The sequence below is a fragment of the Micromonospora sp. WMMC241 genome, assembly GCF_027460165.1.
Classification (GTDB): Bacteria; Actinomycetota; Actinomycetes; order Mycobacteriales; family Micromonosporaceae; genus Micromonospora; species Micromonospora humi.
In genome coordinates, this window is the sequence record NZ_JAPZBF010000001.1 from 4,094,833 (window position 1) to 4,112,099 (window position 17,267).

Annotated in this window: 15 protein-coding genes; all 15 read right to left on the reverse strand. The window is 74.5% G+C overall.

The window, feature by feature from the left end; all coding sequences use genetic code 11:
• Positions 1 to 22: 22 nt before the first annotated feature.
• The 15 genes from O7598_RS18375 to aspS all read right to left on the reverse strand — a co-directional run bounded on the left by O7598_RS18375 (position 23) and on the right by aspS (position 17,256).
• Entirely contained in the window at positions 23 to 373 is a 351-nt protein-coding gene (locus O7598_RS18375) for a hypothetical protein (RefSeq protein WP_269692550.1), read from the reverse strand.
• A gap of 81 nt (positions 374 to 454) precedes the next feature.
• A complete protein-coding gene (locus O7598_RS18380) occupies positions 455 to 1,252 on the reverse strand; it encodes a shikimate dehydrogenase (RefSeq protein ID WP_269692551.1) in 798 nt (265 codons plus the stop codon).
• Positions 1,252 to 2,472 carry an endolytic transglycosylase MltG gene (gene mltG / locus O7598_RS18385; protein ID WP_269692552.1) on the reverse strand — a complete coding sequence of 407 codons (1,221 nt, stop codon included), beginning with the start codon at positions 2,470 to 2,472 and terminating at the stop codon, positions 1,252 to 1,254. The genes O7598_RS18380 and mltG overlap by 1 nt, the downstream gene beginning before the upstream one ends.
• Positions 2,456 to 2,929: a Holliday junction resolvase RuvX gene (gene ruvX / locus O7598_RS18390; protein ID WP_269692553.1), complete on the reverse strand. Its 474-nt coding sequence runs from the start codon at positions 2,927 to 2,929 to the stop codon at positions 2,456 to 2,458. Before ruvX ends, mltG begins: the two co-directional genes overlap by 17 nt.
• Before the next feature lie 129 nt (positions 2,930 to 3,058).
• On the reverse strand, positions 3,059 to 5,740 hold the full coding sequence (gene alaS / locus O7598_RS18395; RefSeq protein ID WP_269692554.1) for an alanine--tRNA ligase: 2,682 nt from the start codon (positions 5,738 to 5,740) through the stop codon (positions 3,059 to 3,061).
• Positions 5,737 to 6,042 carry a hypothetical protein gene (locus tag O7598_RS18400; RefSeq protein WP_091067180.1) on the reverse strand — a complete coding sequence of 102 codons (306 nt, stop codon included), beginning with the start codon at positions 6,040 to 6,042 and terminating at the stop codon, positions 5,737 to 5,739. The genes alaS and O7598_RS18400 overlap by 4 nt, the downstream gene beginning before the upstream one ends.
• A 31-nt stretch (positions 6,043 to 6,073) precedes the next feature.
• Positions 6,074 to 6,535 (reverse strand): DUF948 domain-containing protein, encoded by a 462-nt coding sequence (locus O7598_RS18405; RefSeq protein WP_269692555.1) that lies wholly within the window; start codon positions 6,533 to 6,535, stop codon positions 6,074 to 6,076.
• 143 nt (positions 6,536 to 6,678) lie between these two features.
• Entirely contained in the window at positions 6,679 to 7,272 is a 594-nt protein-coding gene (locus tag O7598_RS31370) for a hypothetical protein (RefSeq protein ID WP_442929931.1), read from the reverse strand.
• Positions 7,273 to 9,947: 2,675 nt separating this feature from the next.
• Entirely contained in the window at positions 9,948 to 11,447 is a 1,500-nt protein-coding gene (locus tag O7598_RS18415; protein WP_269692557.1) for a replication-associated recombination protein A, read from the reverse strand.
• A gap of 74 nt (positions 11,448 to 11,521) precedes the next feature.
• Positions 11,522 to 11,734, reverse strand: coding sequence for a hypothetical protein (locus O7598_RS18420; protein WP_269692558.1), 213 nt, complete (start codon positions 11,732 to 11,734; stop codon positions 11,522 to 11,524).
• A gap of 63 nt (positions 11,735 to 11,797) precedes the next feature.
• Positions 11,798 to 12,367: a GNAT family N-acetyltransferase gene (locus tag O7598_RS18425; protein ID WP_269692559.1), complete on the reverse strand. Its 570-nt coding sequence runs from the start codon at positions 12,365 to 12,367 to the stop codon at positions 11,798 to 11,800.
• 82 nt (positions 12,368 to 12,449) lie between these two features.
• Positions 12,450 to 13,880, reverse strand: coding sequence for an MFS transporter (locus tag O7598_RS18430; RefSeq protein WP_269692560.1), 1,431 nt, complete (start codon positions 13,878 to 13,880; stop codon positions 12,450 to 12,452).
• Positions 13,877 to 14,488: an ArsR/SmtB family transcription factor gene (locus O7598_RS18435; protein ID WP_269692561.1), complete on the reverse strand. Its 612-nt coding sequence runs from the start codon at positions 14,486 to 14,488 to the stop codon at positions 13,877 to 13,879. The genes O7598_RS18430 and O7598_RS18435 overlap by 4 nt, the downstream gene beginning before the upstream one ends.
• A gap of 70 nt (positions 14,489 to 14,558) precedes the next feature.
• Complete coding sequence (locus O7598_RS18440) at positions 14,559 to 15,368, reverse strand: SDR family oxidoreductase (RefSeq protein WP_269692562.1); 810 nt, start codon at positions 15,366 to 15,368, stop codon at positions 14,559 to 14,561.
• 64 nt (positions 15,369 to 15,432) lie between these two features.
• Positions 15,433 to 17,256: an aspartate--tRNA ligase gene (aspS, locus tag O7598_RS18445; RefSeq protein WP_269692563.1), complete on the reverse strand. Its 1,824-nt coding sequence runs from the start codon at positions 17,254 to 17,256 to the stop codon at positions 15,433 to 15,435.
• Between the last annotated feature and the right edge of the window lie 11 nt (positions 17,257 to 17,267).

The window sequence follows — 17,267 nt, forward strand, 5'->3', positions numbered from 1 at the left end:
GTCGTCCTACCCCACCCTGGTGTCAGAGCTTGACGGCCGTCGAGCAGTTGCCGACGCCGGTACGGCAGATGCGAATCTGGTAGCCCGACCGTCCCAGCCACACCGCATTGATCTCGCCCGAAGTGCAGTTCCGCTCGCCGACCCAGGTCCAACTGCCGCCCGATGCCTTCTCCTGCCACTGGGCACAATGCCCGTCGGACAGCGTGTCGGTCAGCCACAATTGGTATGTGCCGTTCTTGAAGTACTCGTAGCGCCCCTTGGCACCAGTCGTCGAGAGGGTAGCCGCGTAGGCAGGCGCGGCGGCCACGCCGAGCAGGAGCAGAGCGCTGCCCGCGACAGTGGCAGCACGCGCCGCCAACTTGATCTTAGCCATGAGATCCCCCGATGTCGATGGATGTCGACCATAACACCGAGGTATGCCCGTTCGTTGTCCCTCTGGCGCGGACAGAACCCCTCACCGAAGAACGGCTCGCATGGCGTCACGCGGTGCCGCCACCCCGGTGAAATGCTCGAACTGGCCGACCGCTTGAGCGAGCAGCAGATCCAGCCCTGAGATCACCCGACACCCGGCCGCGATGGCTGCGACAGCCATCGGAGTGGGCCACGGGTCATAGAGGACATCGAAGAAAACGGTGCCAGGTCGCCAGTCGAAGCTTTCCCCGAGTGAATCCGCCACCCCCTGGGGCACGGAAGAGATGACTACGTCGGCACGCGCGTGCCCGGCCGCGCCGTCCCAGGGTGCGCCGGCCAGCGGCACGCCGACCGCCGCCGCCACCGGACGCAGCTCGTCGACCGCCTCGGGCCGGCGGGCCACCACTGTCACCTCGGCCGCACCGACCCGCGCCGCCGCGGCGATCGCCGCCCGGGCGGTGCCGCCGGCACCGAGCACCGTCACCACCGCCCCGGCCACGCAGCCGGCGCCGGTGAGCACCTCCACCATGCCGGTGACGTCGGTGTTGTCCGCGTACCAGGTGCCGTCGGGCCGGCGTACCAAAGTGTTGGCGGCGCCGACCGCGGCGGCGACCGGCGAGACCTCGTCGGCCAGCGCGAGCGCCGCCTCCTTGCCGGGCATGGTCACCGACAGCCCGGCCCACTCCGGGCCGAGGCCCGCGACCAGGCCGGGCAGCTCGTCCGCGCCGGCCTCGATCCGGGTGTACGACCACCCGGTCAGCCCGGCCGCCGCGTAGCCGGCGGAGTGGACCGCCGGGGAGAGCGAGTGGGCGATCGGCCGGCCGACCACGGCGGCCCGCATCAGGTGCAGTTCTCCCCGGTGAGCACCTTGTTGTCGCACATCTGCCGCCGCAGCTTCAAGAAGTCGGCGTCGTTGGAGCCGTAGCCCATGGTCCCCTTCTGGTCCACCGTCATGAAGAAGATCCAGTCACCGGGCGGCGGCTCCAGCGCGCCCTTGAGCGCGGCCTCGCCCGGGTTGCTGATCGGGGTGGGCGGCAGGCCGGCGACGTTGTGCGTGTTGTACGGGTTCTTCAGGTCGTTGATCTCGCTCTGCAGCAGATCGTCCGAGTCCTTCGGGTCCTTGCCCTGCAACCGGAGGTAGTAGTTGATGCCGCTGTCGATGCCGAGGCAGTTGCAGCCGATCTTGCCGGCGTAGATCCGGTTGTAGATCACCCTGGAGACCTTGGGCAGGTCGACCGCGTTGACCGACTCCGCCTCCGCGATCGAGGCGGTGATCAACGCCTCGTACGGGGAGATCTTGCGGTCGTTCTTCGCCCGGTCGACGAAGTCGAGCTGCTTGGTCACGGCCAGGAACTGATCCACCATCAGCGACAGGATCTGCTCGGCGGTGGCCTTCGGCGGGATCTCGTAGGTCGACGGGTAGAGGAAGCCCTCCAGGCTCTTCGGGCCCTTCTTGCCGTCCCCACGCGTGAACCAGAAAGCCGGCACGCCCAGCTTGACCGGGTCCTTCGCCGCGGCCTGGAACTCCTTGACCGGGATCTTGGTCTGCTTCGAGAGGATCTGGTAGACGTTGAGCGTGATCGTCCCCTCGGGGATCGTCACTCCGTTGACCACCCGGCTCTTCGGGTCAAGCATCAGCGTGATGGCGTCCGCGGCCTTCATCTCCTTGCGGACCTTGTAGCGGCCCACCTGGATGTTCTTGCTGAGCGGGTTCGCGTCCGCGGCCTCGATGAAGGCCTTGGTGCTCTTCACCACGCCGGCGTCGTAGAGCGTGTTGCCGATGTCGGTGAGCGACTCGCCCGTCTTCACCTCGACAAGCGCCTCGCCGGTGCCCGGGCCGTCGTAGTCGGGCGTGACCAGGTAGTTACGGATCCGGTCGAAGCCGACGTACGCGCCGCCGCCGATACCACCCAGCAGGACGAACGCCATCAGGAGAGCGAAGATCGTCTTTCCTCGGCCGCCGCCGGACTTGCCCTGCCGCCGCAGCACGGCACCGCGCCGGTGTTTGCCCTTCTCCCCCCTCTCCTGCTCGTCGAACCCCAGGTCAAGATCGTCGATCATGCGTCCGCCTCCGCTGTGCGTCCAGCCAGCTCTGCAGAATCTCCACCGCGGCGGCCTGGTCGACCACCGCTCGTTGGCGCTTTCCCCGGACGCCCCGTTCGGCCAGCCTACGACTCGCGACGACGGTCGACATCCTCTCGTCCGTCAGCGTCACCGGAATCGGCCCCATTACATCGGCCAAACGGGTGGCATATGCCGATACGTTCGCCGCGGCCGGGCCGTGCTTTCCGGCGAGGTTGACCGGCAGCCCGACGACGACCCCGACCGCCTCGTGCTCGGCCGCCAACCGGACCAGCTCGGCCATGTCGGCGGGCACCGCGTCCGGCTCGGCCGTCAGGTCCCGGGCCAGGGTGACCAGCGGGGTGGCGAGGATGCCGTGCGGATCGGAGCGGGACACGCCCACCCGGACCTGGCCGACGTCCACGCCCAGCCGCACGCCGACGGGCAGATCAGCCATCTCCCGGACACTCCTTCAGCAGGTACGGGCCAGGGCGGACCGTGTGGTCCGCCCTGGCGTCGATCGGTGCGCTCGTGCCGTGCCGGCTGGGCATGCCCTCACGGCCCTCGCTCCGCTCGGTGCGTTCGCTCATGCCGCGTCCGCGACCGCCTTCTCCACGGTGACCAGCAGAGTCGGTGCCTCCGCGGCGGGCAGGCCGCCACCCTGGGCCAGGTCGTCGCTGCCGCCACCCCGGCCGGAGAACGCCGCCTTCACCAGATCCTTGGCACTCAGGCCGCGACCCCGGGCGGCCTGGTTGACCGCCACCACCAGGGAGGCCTTGCCGTTGGCCCGGGCGGCCACCGCGACCACCGCCGGGCGGGCCGCGTCGATCCGGCCCCGGATCTCCTGGGCCAGCGTCCGCACGTCGTTCGCCGCCGCGCCCTCGGGCGCCTCGGTGCCCACGTACGCGACCCCGCGCACGTCCTTCGCCTGCGCCGCCAGGGCTCCGGCCCCGCCGAGCACGAGCTGGGCGCGGAGCTTCTCCAGCTCCTTCTCCGCGTCGCGCAACTGGGTGACGGTCTGCTCCACCCGGTCGGCGACCTGCTCGCCCGGCACCCGGAACATCTCGGCCAGCCGGGACACCAGCAGGTGCTCACGGGCCAGGAAGCCGAACGCGTCCATGCCGACGAGCGCCTCGATCCGCCGGACCCCGGAACCCACCGACGCCTCGGAAAGGATCTTGACCAGGCCGAGCTGGGCCGAGCGGGCCACGTGCGTGCCGCCGCACAGCTCCCGGGCGTAGTCGCCGACCTCGACCACCCGCACCCGCTCGCCGTACTTCTCGCCGAACAGCGCCATCGCCCCGATCCGGCGGGCCTCCTCCTGGCTGGTGACGAACGCGTGCACCTCCAGGTCGGCCAGGAGCACCTCGTTGACCTGCTGCTCGACGTCGTGCAGCACGCTCGGCGCCACCCCGGTCGGGGTGTTGAAGTCGAACCGCAGCCGGCCCGGCGCGTTCAGCGAACCCGCCTGGGTCGCCGACTCGCCGAGGAAGTTGCGCATCGTCTGGTGCACCAGGTGCGTCGCGGTGTGCGACCGCGAGATCGCCCGGCGGCGGGAGACGTCGATCTCCGCGTACCCGGTCTCCCCGGCGCGCACCTCGCCGCGCACCACCCGCGCCCGGTGCACGATCAGGCCGGGCACCGGCTGCTGCACGTCGAAGACCTCGATCTGGCCGCCGCCGACCGTGATCAGGCCCTGGTCGGGCTGCTGCCCGCCGCCCTCGGCGTAGAACGGGGTGGTGTCCAGCACCAGCTCGATCGTGTCGCCCTCGACCGCCGCGCCGACCGTCGCGCCGCCGGCCAGCAGCGCGCGCACCCGGGACTCCCGGTTCAGCTCGGTGTAGCCGGTGAACTCCACCGGACCGCCACCGTCGAGCACCGACCGGTACGCCGACACGTCGGTGTGCCCGGTCTTGCGGGCCTGCGCGTCGGCCTTGGCCCGGCTGCGCTGGTCGGCCATCAGCCGGCGGAAGCCGTCCGCGTCGACCTGCAGGCCCTGCTCGGCCGCGATCTCCAGAGTCAGGTCGATCGGGAAGCCGTACGTGTCGTGCAGCTGGAACGCCTTGTCACCCGAGAGCGCCGGCTGACCGGCCGACTTCGTCTCGGCGATCGCGGTGTCCAGGATCGTGGTGCCGGCGCGCAGCGTGGCCAGGAAGGCGTCCTCCTCGGCGTACGCGTACTGGGAGATCCGGCCGAACTCCTCGGCCACCTCCGGGTACGACGGCGCCATGCAGTCCCGCGCCACCGGCAGCAGCTCCGGCAGCGCCCGGTCCTGGTAGCCCAGCAGCCGCATCGCGCGGATCGCCCGGCGCATGATCCGGCGCAGCACGTAGCCGCGCCCCTCGTTCGACGGGGTCACCCCGTCGCCGATCAGCATCAGCGCGGTGCGCACGTGGTCGGCGACCACCCGCAGGCGCACGTCGTCCGGGTGCGACTGGTTGGCCGCGTGCCCCGAGTGCACGCCGTAACGCTTGCCGGTCAGCTCGGCCGCCCGGTCCAGGATCGGCTTGACCTCGTCGATCTCGTACAGGTTGTCCACAACCTGCAACAGCGAGGCCATCCGCTCCAGGCCCATGCCGGTGTCGATGTTCTTCGCCGGCAGGTCACCGAGGATCGGGAAGTCCTCCTTGCCGGCGCCCGGACCGCGCTCGAACTGCATGAAGACGAGGTTCCAGAACTCCAGGTAACGGTCCTCGTCGACCTCCGGGCCGCCCTCGCGGCCGTACTCCGGGCCGCGGTCGTAGTAGAGCTCCGAACACGGGCCGCACGGGCCGGGGATGCCCATCGACCAGAAGTTGTCCGCCTTGCCCCGGCGCACGATCCGCTCGGCGGGCACGCCGGTGGCGCGCCAGATGTCGTACGCCTCGTCGTCGTCGAGGTAGACGGTCGCCCAGATCCGCTCCGGGTCCAGCCCGAAGCCACCCGCCTCGACCGACTTGGTGACCAGGTCCCAGGCGAGCGGAATCGCCCCGGACTTGAAATAGTCGCCGAAGGAGAAGTTGCCGTTCATCTGGAAGAACGTGCCGTGCCGGCTGGTCTTGCCGACCTCGTCGATGTCCGGCGTCCGGATGCACTTCTGCACGCTCGCCGCGCGCTGGTACGGCGGGGTCTGCTGCCCCAGGAAGTAGGGCACGAACTGCACCATGCCCGCGTTGATGAACAGCAGGTTCGGGTCGCTGATGGCGGGCAGCGGAGCGGACGGCACCACGGCGTGGCCGTTCGCCTCGAAGTGGGCGAGGAACCGCCGCTTGATCTCCGCCGTCTTCATCGCTGGTGCTCCTCCGGGAAAATCTCTCGGTCGCCGATCCGCGGGTCCTCCCGCAGCTCGGCGAACTCGTCCTGGTACGCCTCGCCGCGGGCGAAGGCCTCGTGGATCTCCTGCTCCCGCTCGGCCATCGAGACCCGGACGTCGTCCACGAACGCGCGCACCGACTCGACCAGCCCGCCGGCGGACTCGGACAGCCCGCTGGCGATGCCCGCCGGGGTGTACGCCTGCGCGGTCCGGGTGGCCTTGCGGACCACCAGGACGCCCACGGCCAGGCCGATGCCCAGCCAGAACAACCGCCTCATGCTCTCATCCTTCCCGCGTACGCCGGTCGGGTCAGCGGTTGCCGCGCTTGGCGGCCCGACGCTGCTGCTTGATGGTGTCGCGGACCTCGCGCTCGGTCTCGGCGTGCCGGCGGGCGGAGGCGGCCTTGCGCACGCCGTAGCCGAACGCGGCCACCTTCACCAGCGGGTTCGCCGCGGCGGCGGAGACCACGGTGGCCAGGTTCGCCACGTTCGCGGTGACGTTCTGCGCGTGGCTGGTCATGGTGTCCACCTTGGCGAGCTGGAGGTTCACCCCGTCCAGCGAGGTCTGCACCTGCTCCAGCGCGGTGTTGACGTTCTTCACCGTGGTGTTGACGTCACCGAGCAGCGGCCCGCTGCGGTCGTTGAGGTCGTTGATCATGCGGGTTGCGGCGTCGACGGTGTGCCGGAGCCGCAGGATCGGCAGCGTCAGGATCAACACGAGCATCGCGAACGCGATCGCCGCGACGAGCGCCGCGACCTCTCCAAAACTCACGCATGTCCTCCTCAACCAGTGTTCCGGAACCGACGCCCCGGGACGCGCGACCGTACCTGCCCACCGCGCCCCGCCTCGACCCGGTCACCGGGCAGCGGGGGGCGCGCCAGCCCCAGACCCTACCGTCCGTGATGGAAGTCGGCTCACGACGGTGACGGGGTCGGCTCACCGAGCGGGTCGTCGGTCAGGGTCGGGTACGGATCCTCACCGGTGAGTGACGGATCGGTGGTCGGTGTGGGGCCCGTGCGCTCGTCGTCGATCGCGTTGCGCACCTTCACCGACACCAACGAGCCGGCGCACTTCCCCGCTGCGGTCGCGGGCGGCGCGGACGGCGCCGGTTCCCCGTCCACCGGCGGCGGCGTGCAGGTGGGGTCGCGTACCCACAGGTCGAGCGTGAGTTCGTCCCGACGCCAGCAGGTGTAGCTGCCCTCCACCTTCTCCTCCGGGCAGCGGTCGACCTTCCAGGGGCGCCAGCCGTCCTTGGCCAGCGCCTGCTCGTAGACCGTGACGGTCTGCTTCCAGCCCTGCTCCGACTCGACCGCGCGTTCCCGCAACCGGCAGTCCTGCAGGCACCAGCGGCTGCCGCTGACGTTGTCGACCGTCTTCGTCGCCGCCCAGGACGGCACGTCGAGCGCGTCGAGGGTGTCGAAGACCGGGTCGCGGCTGAGCGTCCGCAACCCGAAGTAGAGCGGCACGGCGCCCAGCAGCACGAGGCTGACCAGGGCGAGCACCGCCATCCGCAGCCGGCGTCGCTCACGTAGCTGCCGCCGCAGGTCGGAGCGGGCGCCGCGCGGGCCGCCGGGCTCCGTCCCGGGCTCGGCCGGGTCCGGCCCGGCCGGTCGCGGCGCCGGTCCGTCGCCCGCACCGGGCCGTGCCCCCGCGGGCTCCCCCGGCGGCGGTACGACCGCGGCCGCACGCGCCACCGCCGGCACGGCGGCAGCGGGTCGGGCCGCATCCGGGGTGGGCGGAGCGCCTCGCCCGCTCGGCTGCTCGTCCCGGGCGGGCGGGCGCGCCACGCCCGCCGCTGCCCGGGCCGTCACCGGTCCGGCGGAGCCACGCGGTCCCGGCGCGTTCGCCGGCCCGGGTACGCCGCCGGGCGGGACGGCGCCGTCGGGCCGGGCCGGGCCGGGTCCGTCACCGGCCGGCCGTACCGCCGCCGTCCCCGGGGCGGGAGCGGCCCGCCCGCCGCCGGGCGGGCGACCTCCGCCACGTGTCGGATGGTCGGCCGGGCCGTGTCCACCGGGACGGCCGGCGCCGATGGGCATGCCACCGCTGCGCTCGGGGTCGCCGTGCAGGTCCGGCGCACCCGGACCCGACGGCACAGCGCCACGGGCCGGACCACCACCGGCACGGTCACCGCCGGGCGGCACGACCGGGCGCGCCGTTGCCCGGGACGGGCCGGACTGCGCGGCCCGGGCCGGTGGCACGGCCGCGCCGGAGGGCTCGGCCCGGTTCGACGGTACGGCCGGGCCGGGCTGGTCGGGACGGGCCGGTGGCACCGCCGCGCCGGCACGGCCACCCGGCCCACGGTCGGCGCCGACGGGACGGGCCGACGGCTCCTCCACCGGCGGCGGGCCGGCCGGACGTCGGGCGGCCGGCATGGCCGGGTCGGTGTGCGGCGTACGGCCGGCCTGCCGCAGCCAGTCGGCGGGGCGCTCCGGCCGCTGCGGGCGTGGCTCCCCGCCCTCGCCGGCAGCGCGGCGCCGGGTGCGGGCCGGGTCGGTGCCGGAGTCGGCCTCGCCGGGCGCGGCGCGGCGGCCACGGCCCGGGTCGCGGCGGGGGTTGGGCGGGCCCGCCCCCTCCACCGGGCCACCGGAGACGGGCGCGGTGGCGCCGGGCAGGACGGGGGCGTTCCCGGTGCGCGGCAAGACCACCGGCCGGTCCGGCTCCGGTGCGGCCCGCCGGCCGGCGCCCGGGGCGGCTCGGGCGGTGGGTTCGACCCCACCGGACGCCGACCGGTGGCCACCGCCGGTCGGCGCGTCGTCCGGCCGTGCGCGGCGACCGGCACCGGAGACCGGCCGCACACCGGCTGGCAGATCGTCGGGACGGGTACGCCGGCCCTCGGCCACGCCGGGTGGCATGCCGGCCGGCACGTCGTCGGGACGGGCACGCCGGCCCGCGCCGGAGACCGGCCGGACGGCGCCGGAGTCGTCGGGCAGCGCGCGGCGTCCACCGGAGGCGGGCCGACCCGCGGGACCGGATCCCACCGGAGGCGCCTCGGGTGTCTCTGCCCCGTGCCGGCCCCGGGGGGTGGGTGGGGTCACCACCCGGGCGTCGTCGCCGTCCCCGGACGGCGGTCGGCTCCCGCCCGGTTCCACCGGCCCACGGTCCGGCCCGCGGCGTCCGGAGCCCGGACCGGCCGGCGGCGTGATCCGGGGACCGCCCGGGCGGCCGGGGACCGGGGGTTGCTGGCCGGTGGGGGCGTCCGCGCCCGGCCGTGGCGCCTCGGGCATGCCCGGCCACGGCCCGTCCACGGGACGACGGGAGGCACCCGCGTCGGGACCGGCCGGCCGGGCGGGCGGCGCCGCGGGCGCGTCCGGACCGCGGCGCGCACCCGCGGCACGGGGGTCGGGTCGGCCACCGGGGGGTGACGCCGGCGGACCGGGACGAACGGCACCGGGGGGAAGGTCCCCGCCGGGACGGCCGGCGCCCGCCGGCATCGTCGCACCGGGGCGACCGGGCGCCGGCGGCATCTCGGCAGCGGGACGGCCGGGGCCCGGGTGCGGCCCCGGGCCGGGGCGACCAGCCACCGCCGGCATCGCCGCACCGGTCCGGCCGGCGGCACCGGCGGCCGTCGGGTGCGGTCGGCCCGGAGGCTGCGGTGCGGGTCCGGGTGGACCGGCGGCCGGTGGCGGCCCGGAGCGGCCCGCCGCCGGAGGTGGTGGCCCCGGCCGGTCCGCTCCCGGGGACTGCGGCCCCGGCCGCCCGGGACCCGGAGGCTGGACACCCGGCCCCGCCGTTGCCGGGGACTGCGGCCCCGCGCGCCCGGGGGGTGGGGGCTGTGCGCCCGGCCGAGCCGTTCCCGGCGGAGGCCCACCGGGGGCCGGGGGGCGCGGCGCCGGCCGGTCCGGCGGCGGGGTCGACCCACCGGCCGCCGGTGGGACACCCTGACCGGGGCCGACAGGCCCGTTCGGAGCGACGCCGGGCCGGGCCGGGCCGGGCGGGAAGGCGCCTGCGGATCGCGGCGTCGGACCGCCCGGCGCGTCGGCGACCGGCCCGGGCCCTTCCGGGCCGAGCTCACCGCGCTGCTGTTTGGCCGTGCGCAGGTCGTCGATCCAGCCGAACTCCTCGCCGGCCGGAGCCTGCTCCGGCTCGGCCTCGGCCCGGCCGCGGCCCCACCGGCGGCCCCTGGCCTTCGGATCGCGCCGCTCGTCGGGGCCGTCCCCGGGCCGCTCCGGACCACGCGCCATCACTACTGACCCCCCTCGGTGGCGTCGCCGCCGCCCTCGCTCGCCCCGCCGACCTGCTCGGTGCCGCCCGCCCGGCCCCCGTTCGCGGCTGCCGGCGCGCCGGCCTCCCCCCGCGTCACCGGTGCCGGCAACCCCCGCACGATCCGGCGCAGCACCGGCAACCGGGTGGCCACCGCCCGCTCCGCGCCGTGCCCGCTGGGCCGGTAGTAGTCCGTCCCGACGAGATCGTCCGGAGCGTACTGCTGGGTGACCACCCCCCGGTGGTCGTCGTGCGGGTAGCGGTAGCCCGCCCCGTGCCCGAGCCCGCGCGCTCCGGAGTAGTGGGCGTCGCGCAGCCCGCGCGGCACCGGGCCGCCGCGACCGGCACGTACGTCGGCGACGGCCGCGCCGATGGCGCTGGTGGCCGAGTTCGACTTCGGGGCGGTGGCGAGGTGGATCGCCGCCTGGGCCAGGTTGAGCTGCGCCTCGGGCAGACCCACGTATTCCACCGCGTGCGCCGCGGCGGTGGCCACGGTCAGCGCGGTGGGATCGGCCATGCCGACGTCCTCGCTCGCGAAGATCACCATCCGGCGCGCGATGAACCGGGCGTCCTCGCCGGCCACCAGCATCCGGGCCAGCCAGTGCAGCGCGGCGTCCACGTCCGAACCGCGCATGCTCTTGATGAAGGCGCTGGTGACGTCGTAGTGCGCGTCGCCGTCCCGGTCGTAGCGCACGGCCGCCACGTCGACCGCCTGCTCGGCCACGGCGAGATCGATCCGGTCGACGCCCGTGGCGCTCGCGGTGGCCGCCGCCGCCTCCAGCGCGGTGAGCGCCTTGCGGACGTCGCCGCCGGCGAGCCGGACGAGGTGGTCCTCCGCCTCCCCGGTGAGGACCAGCGTGCCGTCGAGCCCTCGCTCGTCGGTCACCGCGCGGCGCAGCAGCCCGCGTACGGCGTCGTCGCCGAGCGCCTGGAGCGTGAGCAGCACGCAGCGGGACAGCAGCGGCGAGATGACCGAGAAGTAGGGGTTCTCCGTGGTCGCCGCGAGCAGGGTGACCGTGCGGTCCTCGACGGCGGCGAGCAGGGAATCCTGCTGGGTCTTGCTGAACCGGTGCACCTCGTCGATGAAGAGCACGGTCGGCGGGCCGCCGGAGCGGCGCTGCCGCCGCGCGGTCTCGATGACGGCGCGGACGTCCTTCACCCCGGCGGTCAGCGCGGACATCGCCACGAAGCGCCGGTCGGTGGCGCGCGCCACCAGGTGGGCGATGGTGGTCTTGCCGCTGCCGGGCGGGCCCCAGAGGATGACCGACATCGGCGTGGCGCCCTCGACCAGCTGGCGCAGCGGCGCGCCGGGGGCGAGCAGATGGTCCTGGCCGACCAGCTCGTCGATGCCGGCCGGCCGCATCCGGACCGGCAGCGGCGAATCCGCGCGGGCGGCGGTGAACCCGTCGACGCCACCGGAGCCCGCGGGTGCGCCGGGCGCTCCGGCGGGCTCGCCGAGGGTGAAGAGGGCGTCGGATTCCATCACGAGAACAGTACCGGGCCGGGCCGACGGCGCCGGAATCGCGCCGCCGACCCGACCCGGGTGGTCGTTTCCGGTCAGCCGCGGCCCGGACGGCGACCGCGGTACCAGCGGCCGCCCCCGCCACCGCGCGGGCCGGAGCCGACTCCGGCCAGGTAGAGCGAGAGCAGCAGGAAGCCGATCAGGCTGAGGGTCCAGTTGTTGAACAGCTGCGGCGCGCCGAAGTTGGTGTCCAGCAGATCGGTCAGCAGCGCCAGGCCGAACGCGACGGCCGCGAGAATGGCGAGCATGTCGTTTCCTCCGGTGGGGGTTCCCAGTAGGTCGGCGACGGATGTACCCGATCGGTCTGTTCGTCAATCTCCACGGTGGAACCGGTCGGCGGCGAGGACGGCGTACCGGGCCGAGTCCCGCCAGACGCCGCGGACGAGCAGGTGGCTGCGGCTCACCCCCTCCGGCCGCAGGCCGGCCTTCTCCAGCACGCGCCGGGAGGCGACGTTGTCGGGTCGTGTGGTGGCCTCCACCCGGTGCAGCCCCACCCGCTCGAACGCCAGATCCAGCAGCAACCGGGTGATCTCCGTGCCGAGGCCGGCGCCCTGGTACGCGGTCCGCACCGCGTAGCCGATCTCACCGCGCCGGTGCTCCACCGACGTCACGGAGAGCGCACCGAGGCCGACCAGCCGGTCACCGTCGACCGCGGCCAACCGGTACTCCGGGCGCGGCTCGCGGCCGCCCGCCGCCCGCCACGCCGCGATCGCGGCGGCCACCGCCTCCGGGGTGGGCGTGCCGTCGTCCAGCAGACCCTCGGCCACGGCGGGTTCGGTCAGGAACGCGTGCAGGACGGGCGCGTCGGCCTCGGTCCACTCGCGCAGCGCACACCGGGGGCCGGGCAGGTGGACCGTCCGGACGGAGCGGATCGGGGTCATGACTCTCCTCCTGGCGGCAAACGGCATGTGGCTGGTGGGACCGGCTGGTGACGTGGCAAGGGCTCGGCCAGCGGTGCGGGCGTCAAGCGGACGGACCGCCGGCACCGGCGGCTGACGCCGACGCCGGAGCGGCCACCGGGGCAGGGCCGGCGGGACTCCCGGCGGGACCGGTCGGGAGGACCGGGCCCACCCCCGACCGCGCCGCCTCGGCCTCCGCCACCCCGGACTCGGACACGCCGGACTCCGGCGGCCCCGACCGCGCGGGCCCCGACCGCGCGGCGACCCGGCCGGCCCGCCACGCCGGTAGGTAGAGCGGCGCGGCCACGGCCAGCATCACGGCGCCGACGAGCATCGCGACGCCGACGCTCGTGGCGTCCGCCAACGCGGTGAGCACCACCGCGCCGAGCGCCCCGGCCGGCTGGGCCATCATCGAGTTCAGCGACAGCACGCTGGTCCGGTACGGCCCGTCGACCTGCCGGTGCAGCAGCCCCATGTGCAGCGGATTCGACGCGCCGTGCACGGCGTAGCAGGCCAGGTAGGCGATCAGCACGCCGATCGGGCCGGCGAACAGGCCCATGCCGACCACTGTGACGCCCTGCAGCACGCGCATCAGCGCGGCGGCCGGCGCGGCGCCGAGGCGGCGCAGCAGGAACGGCGTCAGCGCGGCGCCGGCCGCGTTGGCCAGCCAGGCCGCGGTGCCGGCGGGGCCGAGCAGCGCCGCCGCCCGGTCGGCGTCACCGACCACCTCGGACAGCCGCACCGGCAGCAGCGACTCGAAGGTGACCATGCCGAAGCCCCAGAACAGCTCGACCGAGACCAGCGCCAGCAGCACCCGGTTGCGGCGCAGCAGCCCGACGGCCTGGCCGACCATCCGGGGTGCCTCCACCACCGAGGCGCGCAGCGCGGCCGGACCCGAGGCGGGCCGCTGCTCGGTCATCAGCAGCAGCAGCGCCACGATCGAGACGGCCTGGAACACCACGGCGACCAGCACCGGCAGGGTCAGCGCGCTGACCGGCCCGACCGGGCCGAGCGCGACCAGTCCGCCGCCGAGCAGCGCGCCGGCGCCGATGGCGACACCGATGACGGTGCCGGCCCAGCCCAGGCCCCGCTCGTACTCGGCGTCCGGGTCGGCGGCGAGCGTGGCGTCGACGTACCAGGACTCCAGTGGGCCGCTGTCGAGCGCCCGGTAGACGCCCTGCAACGCCCAGACCAGGAAGAACATCCAGAACGAGTCGGCCACCGCCATCAGCGCCAGTGAGGCCAGGGCAACCACCCAGGCGACCAGCAGCACCGGCTTGCGGCCGAGCGCGTCGGCGAACCCGCCGGTGGGCAGCTCCAGCGCCAGCACCACCAGGCCCTGCGCGGTGGCGACCAGGCCGATCTGCGACAACGACAGGCCGCGTTCCTGCATCAGCAGGATCATCACGGTCATCAGCAGGCCGCTGGGCAGCCAGCGCAGACCGTAGAGCGCGAGGTAGCGGAACCGGACCTGGCGTACGGACAGGGCGCTCACGGCTTCTCCTCGGCGGGTGGCAGGACCGGGCTCAGCGGGAAGGCGGCGAGGTAGAGCTGCACCAGCTCGCCGTCGGGGTCGTCGGGATCGGTCTCGTCGCGGTGGCGTTCGAAGACCGCGAAGACCTCCGCCTTGATCGCCTCCAGGCGGGCCGCCGGGATGCGCATGAAGAAGTCGCCCATGCCGAACGCGTCGCGCCAGGCCGGCGACCACTCGTGCCGCCGGGCGGCCCACCGCTCGGCGTGGTGGCTGAAGAAGCGGATGTAGTCCGCCTCGATCCATTCGATGGCGGCGCGGGCGTCCGGGTCGTCGTCGTAGTCGCTGGCCTCCCACTGGGTGACCTCGTGCGCGGCCCGCCAGTAGCGCTGCCGGCCGGTGCCCAGGTCGGGGTCCTCGACCACCATGCCGACCTCGGCGAGCTGGCGCAGGTGGTAGCTGGTCGCGCCGGTGTTGGTGCCGAGCAGCTCGGCCAGCCGGGTGGCGGTGGCCGGGCCGTTCACCCGCAGCGCGCCCACCAGGCGCATCCGCAGCGGGTGCGCCAGCACCCGCACCTGCTGGTGGTCGAGCCGGACCCGGCGCGGCTCGGGGCGGGTCGGTTCACTCTCCATGCGAGCACAATATCTGTGCACACTTTCTGTGCACAAGACTCATGCAAAGAAAGTGTGCAACTCGTGGAGATCAGGCGAACAGCTCGGCGACGCCGCGCAGGCGGGTCCGGAGCAGACCGGCGGCCCGGGTGGAGTCGAGGCGTACCTCGACCGGGCGGAACAGGCCCGCGGCGGCCGTGGTGGTGGTCCGCAGCCCGGCCGGGTCGACGCCGAGCCGGCGGGCCAGCAGCCGCCCGAGGTCGGCGCGGCTGGCCTCGTCCGGGCCGGCCACGTTGAGCGGGCCGGCCAGGTCGGTCGGCAGCAGTTCCAGGACCGCCGCGGCCAGGTCGGTGACGTCGACCGGGCAGCGGATCTCGTCGCTGAACAGGGTGGCCCGGCCGACGAGCGCGTCCCGGCAGCGCTGGATCTGCTTGCTGCCCTCCCCCAGGATCAGCGAGGTCCGCACCAGCAGCGCGCCCGGGTCGACCGCCCGCACCGCCGTCTCGGCCGCCGCCTTCGCCGCCCCGTACGGATACACCGGCGTGGGCGCCTCGGCGTCCGCGTACGGCTCGGGCCGCCCGGCGTGCACCGCGTCGCTGGACAGGTGCACCAGCCGCGCGCCCACCTCGGCGGCGGCGGACGCCACGTGGGCCGCCCCGTCGGCGGTGACCGCCCAGTCGTCGAAGCGGTACGGGGTGCTGACCACGGCGTCGGGGCGTACCCCGGTCAGCAGCGCGCGCACCGCGGCGCGGTCGGTGACGTCGAGCCGGCGCGACGCGACGCCGGGCACCGCGACGGCGGCCGAGTGGTACGTGCCGACCACCCGGTGCCCGGCGGCGACCGCCTGCCGGCACACCTCGGCGCCGAGAAAGCCGCTGGCGCCCACCACGAGCAGGTTCATCCGTCCCCCTGATGATCGAAAAGGCCCGCGCCATCATGACGCGGGCCCTTCGACGAGGCGAGGATCAGGTCGGGTCGGCTACCGGCGCGGCCGGGCCGGCGGTGCCGGCGTGCGGGGCGGCCGGCGCCTTCGGCTTGGCGTCGATGCCGGCCTCGGCGCGCTGCTGCCCGGTGATCGGGGTCGGCGCGCCGGTCAGCGGGTCGAAGCCGCCACGGGTCTTCGGGAAGGCGATCACCTCGCGGATCGAGTCCGCGCCGGCCAGCAGCATGCAGACCCGGTCCCAGCCGAACGCGATGCCGCCGTGCGGCGGGGCGCCGTACTTGAACGCCTCCAGCAGGAAGCCGAACTTGTCCTGCGCCTCGTCCGGGGTGATGCCGAGCAGGTCGAACACCCGCTGCTGCACGTCGCCGCGGTGGATACGGATCGAGCCGCCGCCGATCTCGTTGCCGTTGCAGACGATGTCGTACGCGTAGGCCAGCGCCCGGTCCGGCGCCTCCTCGAACCGGTCCACCCACTCGGCGTTCGGCGAGGTGAACGGGTGGTGCACGGCGGTCCACCCGCCGGCTCCGCCGTTCTCCTGGTCGGAGGTCCGTTCGAACATCGGCGCGTCGACCACCCAGCAGAACGCCCAGGCGCTCTCGTCGACCAGCCCGGCCCGCTTGGCGATCTCGACCCGGGCCGCGCCGAGCAGTTCCTGCGCCTCCCGGGTGTTCGTGCTCGCGGCGAAGAAGACCGCGTCGCCGGGCTTCGCGCCGACCGCGTCGGCCAGCCCGCCCAGGTGCTCCTCGGACAGGTTCTTCGCCACCGGGCCGCGCGCCTCGCCGGTCTCCGCGTCGAGCACCACGTACGCCAGGCCGCGCGCGCCGCGCGCCTTGGCCCAGTCCTGCCAGCCGTCCAGCTCCTTGCGGGTCTGGCTCGCGCCGCCCGGCATGACCACCGCGCCGACGTAGCCGCCCGCGTCGATCGCGCCGGCGAACACCCGGAACGCGGTGCCGCGCAGGTAGTCGGTCAGCTCGGTCAGCTCGACGCCGTAGCGCAGGTCCGGCTTGTCGGAGCCGTAGCGGGCCATCGCGTCGTGCCAGGTGATGCGCGGGATGGGCCGGCTGATCTCGTGCCCGGCCAGGTCCTTCCAGAGCGACGCGACGATCGCCTCGCCGAGGTCGATCACGTCGTCCTCGGTGACGAACGACATCTCGATGTCGAGCTGGGTGAACTCCGGCTGCCGGTCGGCGCGGAAGTCCTCGTCGCGGTAGCAGCGGGCGATCTGGTAGTAGCGCTCCATGCCGCCGACCATGAGCAGCTGCTTGAACAGCTGCGGCGACTGCGGCAGCGCGTACCAGCTGCCCGGCTGCAGACGCACCGGGACCAGGAAGTCGCGCGCGCCCTCCGGGGTGGACCGGGTCAGCGTGGGCGTCTCGATCTCCAGGAAGTCCCGCTCGTGCAGCACGGTGCGGGCGAGCTGGTTGGCCCGCGAGCGCAGCCGCATCGCCCTCGCCGGGCCGCCCCGGCGCAGGTCCAGGTAGCGGTACTTGAGGCGGATGTCGTCGCCGGCCTCGACCTGGTCGTCCACCGGCAGCGGCAGCGGCGCGGCCTCGGAGAGCACGTCCAGCGCGGTCGCGGTCACCTCGACCTCGCCGGTCGGCAGCTCGGGGTTCTCGTTGCCCTCGGGGCGGCGGGTCACCTCGCCGGTGACCTTGACGCAGAACTCGTTGCGCAGCGCGTGCGCGTCCTCCTCGCGGAAGACCACCTGCACGACGCCGGAGGCGTCGCGCAGGTCGACGAAGATGACACCGCCGTGGTCGCGCCGGCGGGCCACCCACCCGGCGAGCGTCACCGTCGAGCCGGCGTCCGCGGCGCGCAGGCTTCCGGCATTGTGGGTACGGATCACGGCTGGCGACT

Excerpts from the sequence above, each read along its gene's own strand:
- O7598_RS31370 (WP_442929931.1), bottom strand. The coding sequence starts at position 7,272 with ATGGCGGTGCTCGCCCTGGTCAGCCTCGTGCTGCTGGGCGCCGTGCCG.
- O7598_RS18420 (WP_269692558.1), bottom strand. The coding sequence starts at position 11,734 with ATGCTCGCCATTCTCGCGGCCGTCGCGTTCGGCCTGGCGCTGCTGACC.
- ruvX (WP_269692553.1), bottom strand. The coding sequence starts at position 2,929 with ATGGCTGATCTGCCCGTCGGCGTGCGGCTGGGCGTGGACGTCGGCCAG.
- O7598_RS18375 (WP_269692550.1), bottom strand. The coding sequence starts at position 373 with ATGGCTAAGATCAAGTTGGCGGCGCGTGCTGCCACTGTCGCGGGCAGC.
- O7598_RS18425 (WP_269692559.1), bottom strand. The coding sequence starts at position 12,367 with ATGACCCCGATCCGCTCCGTCCGGACGGTCCACCTGCCCGGCCCCCGG.
- alaS (WP_269692554.1), bottom strand. The coding sequence starts at position 5,740 with ATGAAGACGGCGGAGATCAAGCGGCGGTTCCTCGCCCACTTCGAGGCG.
- O7598_RS18440 (WP_269692562.1), bottom strand. The coding sequence starts at position 15,368 with ATGAACCTGCTCGTGGTGGGCGCCAGCGGCTTTCTCGGCGCCGAGGTG.
- O7598_RS18380 (WP_269692551.1), bottom strand. The coding sequence starts at position 1,252 with ATGCGGGCCGCCGTGGTCGGCCGGCCGATCGCCCACTCGCTCTCCCCG.
- mltG (WP_269692552.1), bottom strand. The coding sequence starts at position 2,472 with ATGATCGACGATCTTGACCTGGGGTTCGACGAGCAGGAGAGGGGGGAG.
- O7598_RS18415 (WP_269692557.1), bottom strand. The coding sequence starts at position 11,447 with ATGGAATCCGACGCCCTCTTCACCCTCGGCGAGCCCGCCGGAGCGCCC.
- O7598_RS18400 (WP_091067180.1), bottom strand. The coding sequence starts at position 6,042 with ATGAGGCGGTTGTTCTGGCTGGGCATCGGCCTGGCCGTGGGCGTCCTG.
- O7598_RS18435 (WP_269692561.1), bottom strand. The coding sequence starts at position 14,488 with ATGGAGAGTGAACCGACCCGCCCCGAGCCGCGCCGGGTCCGGCTCGAC.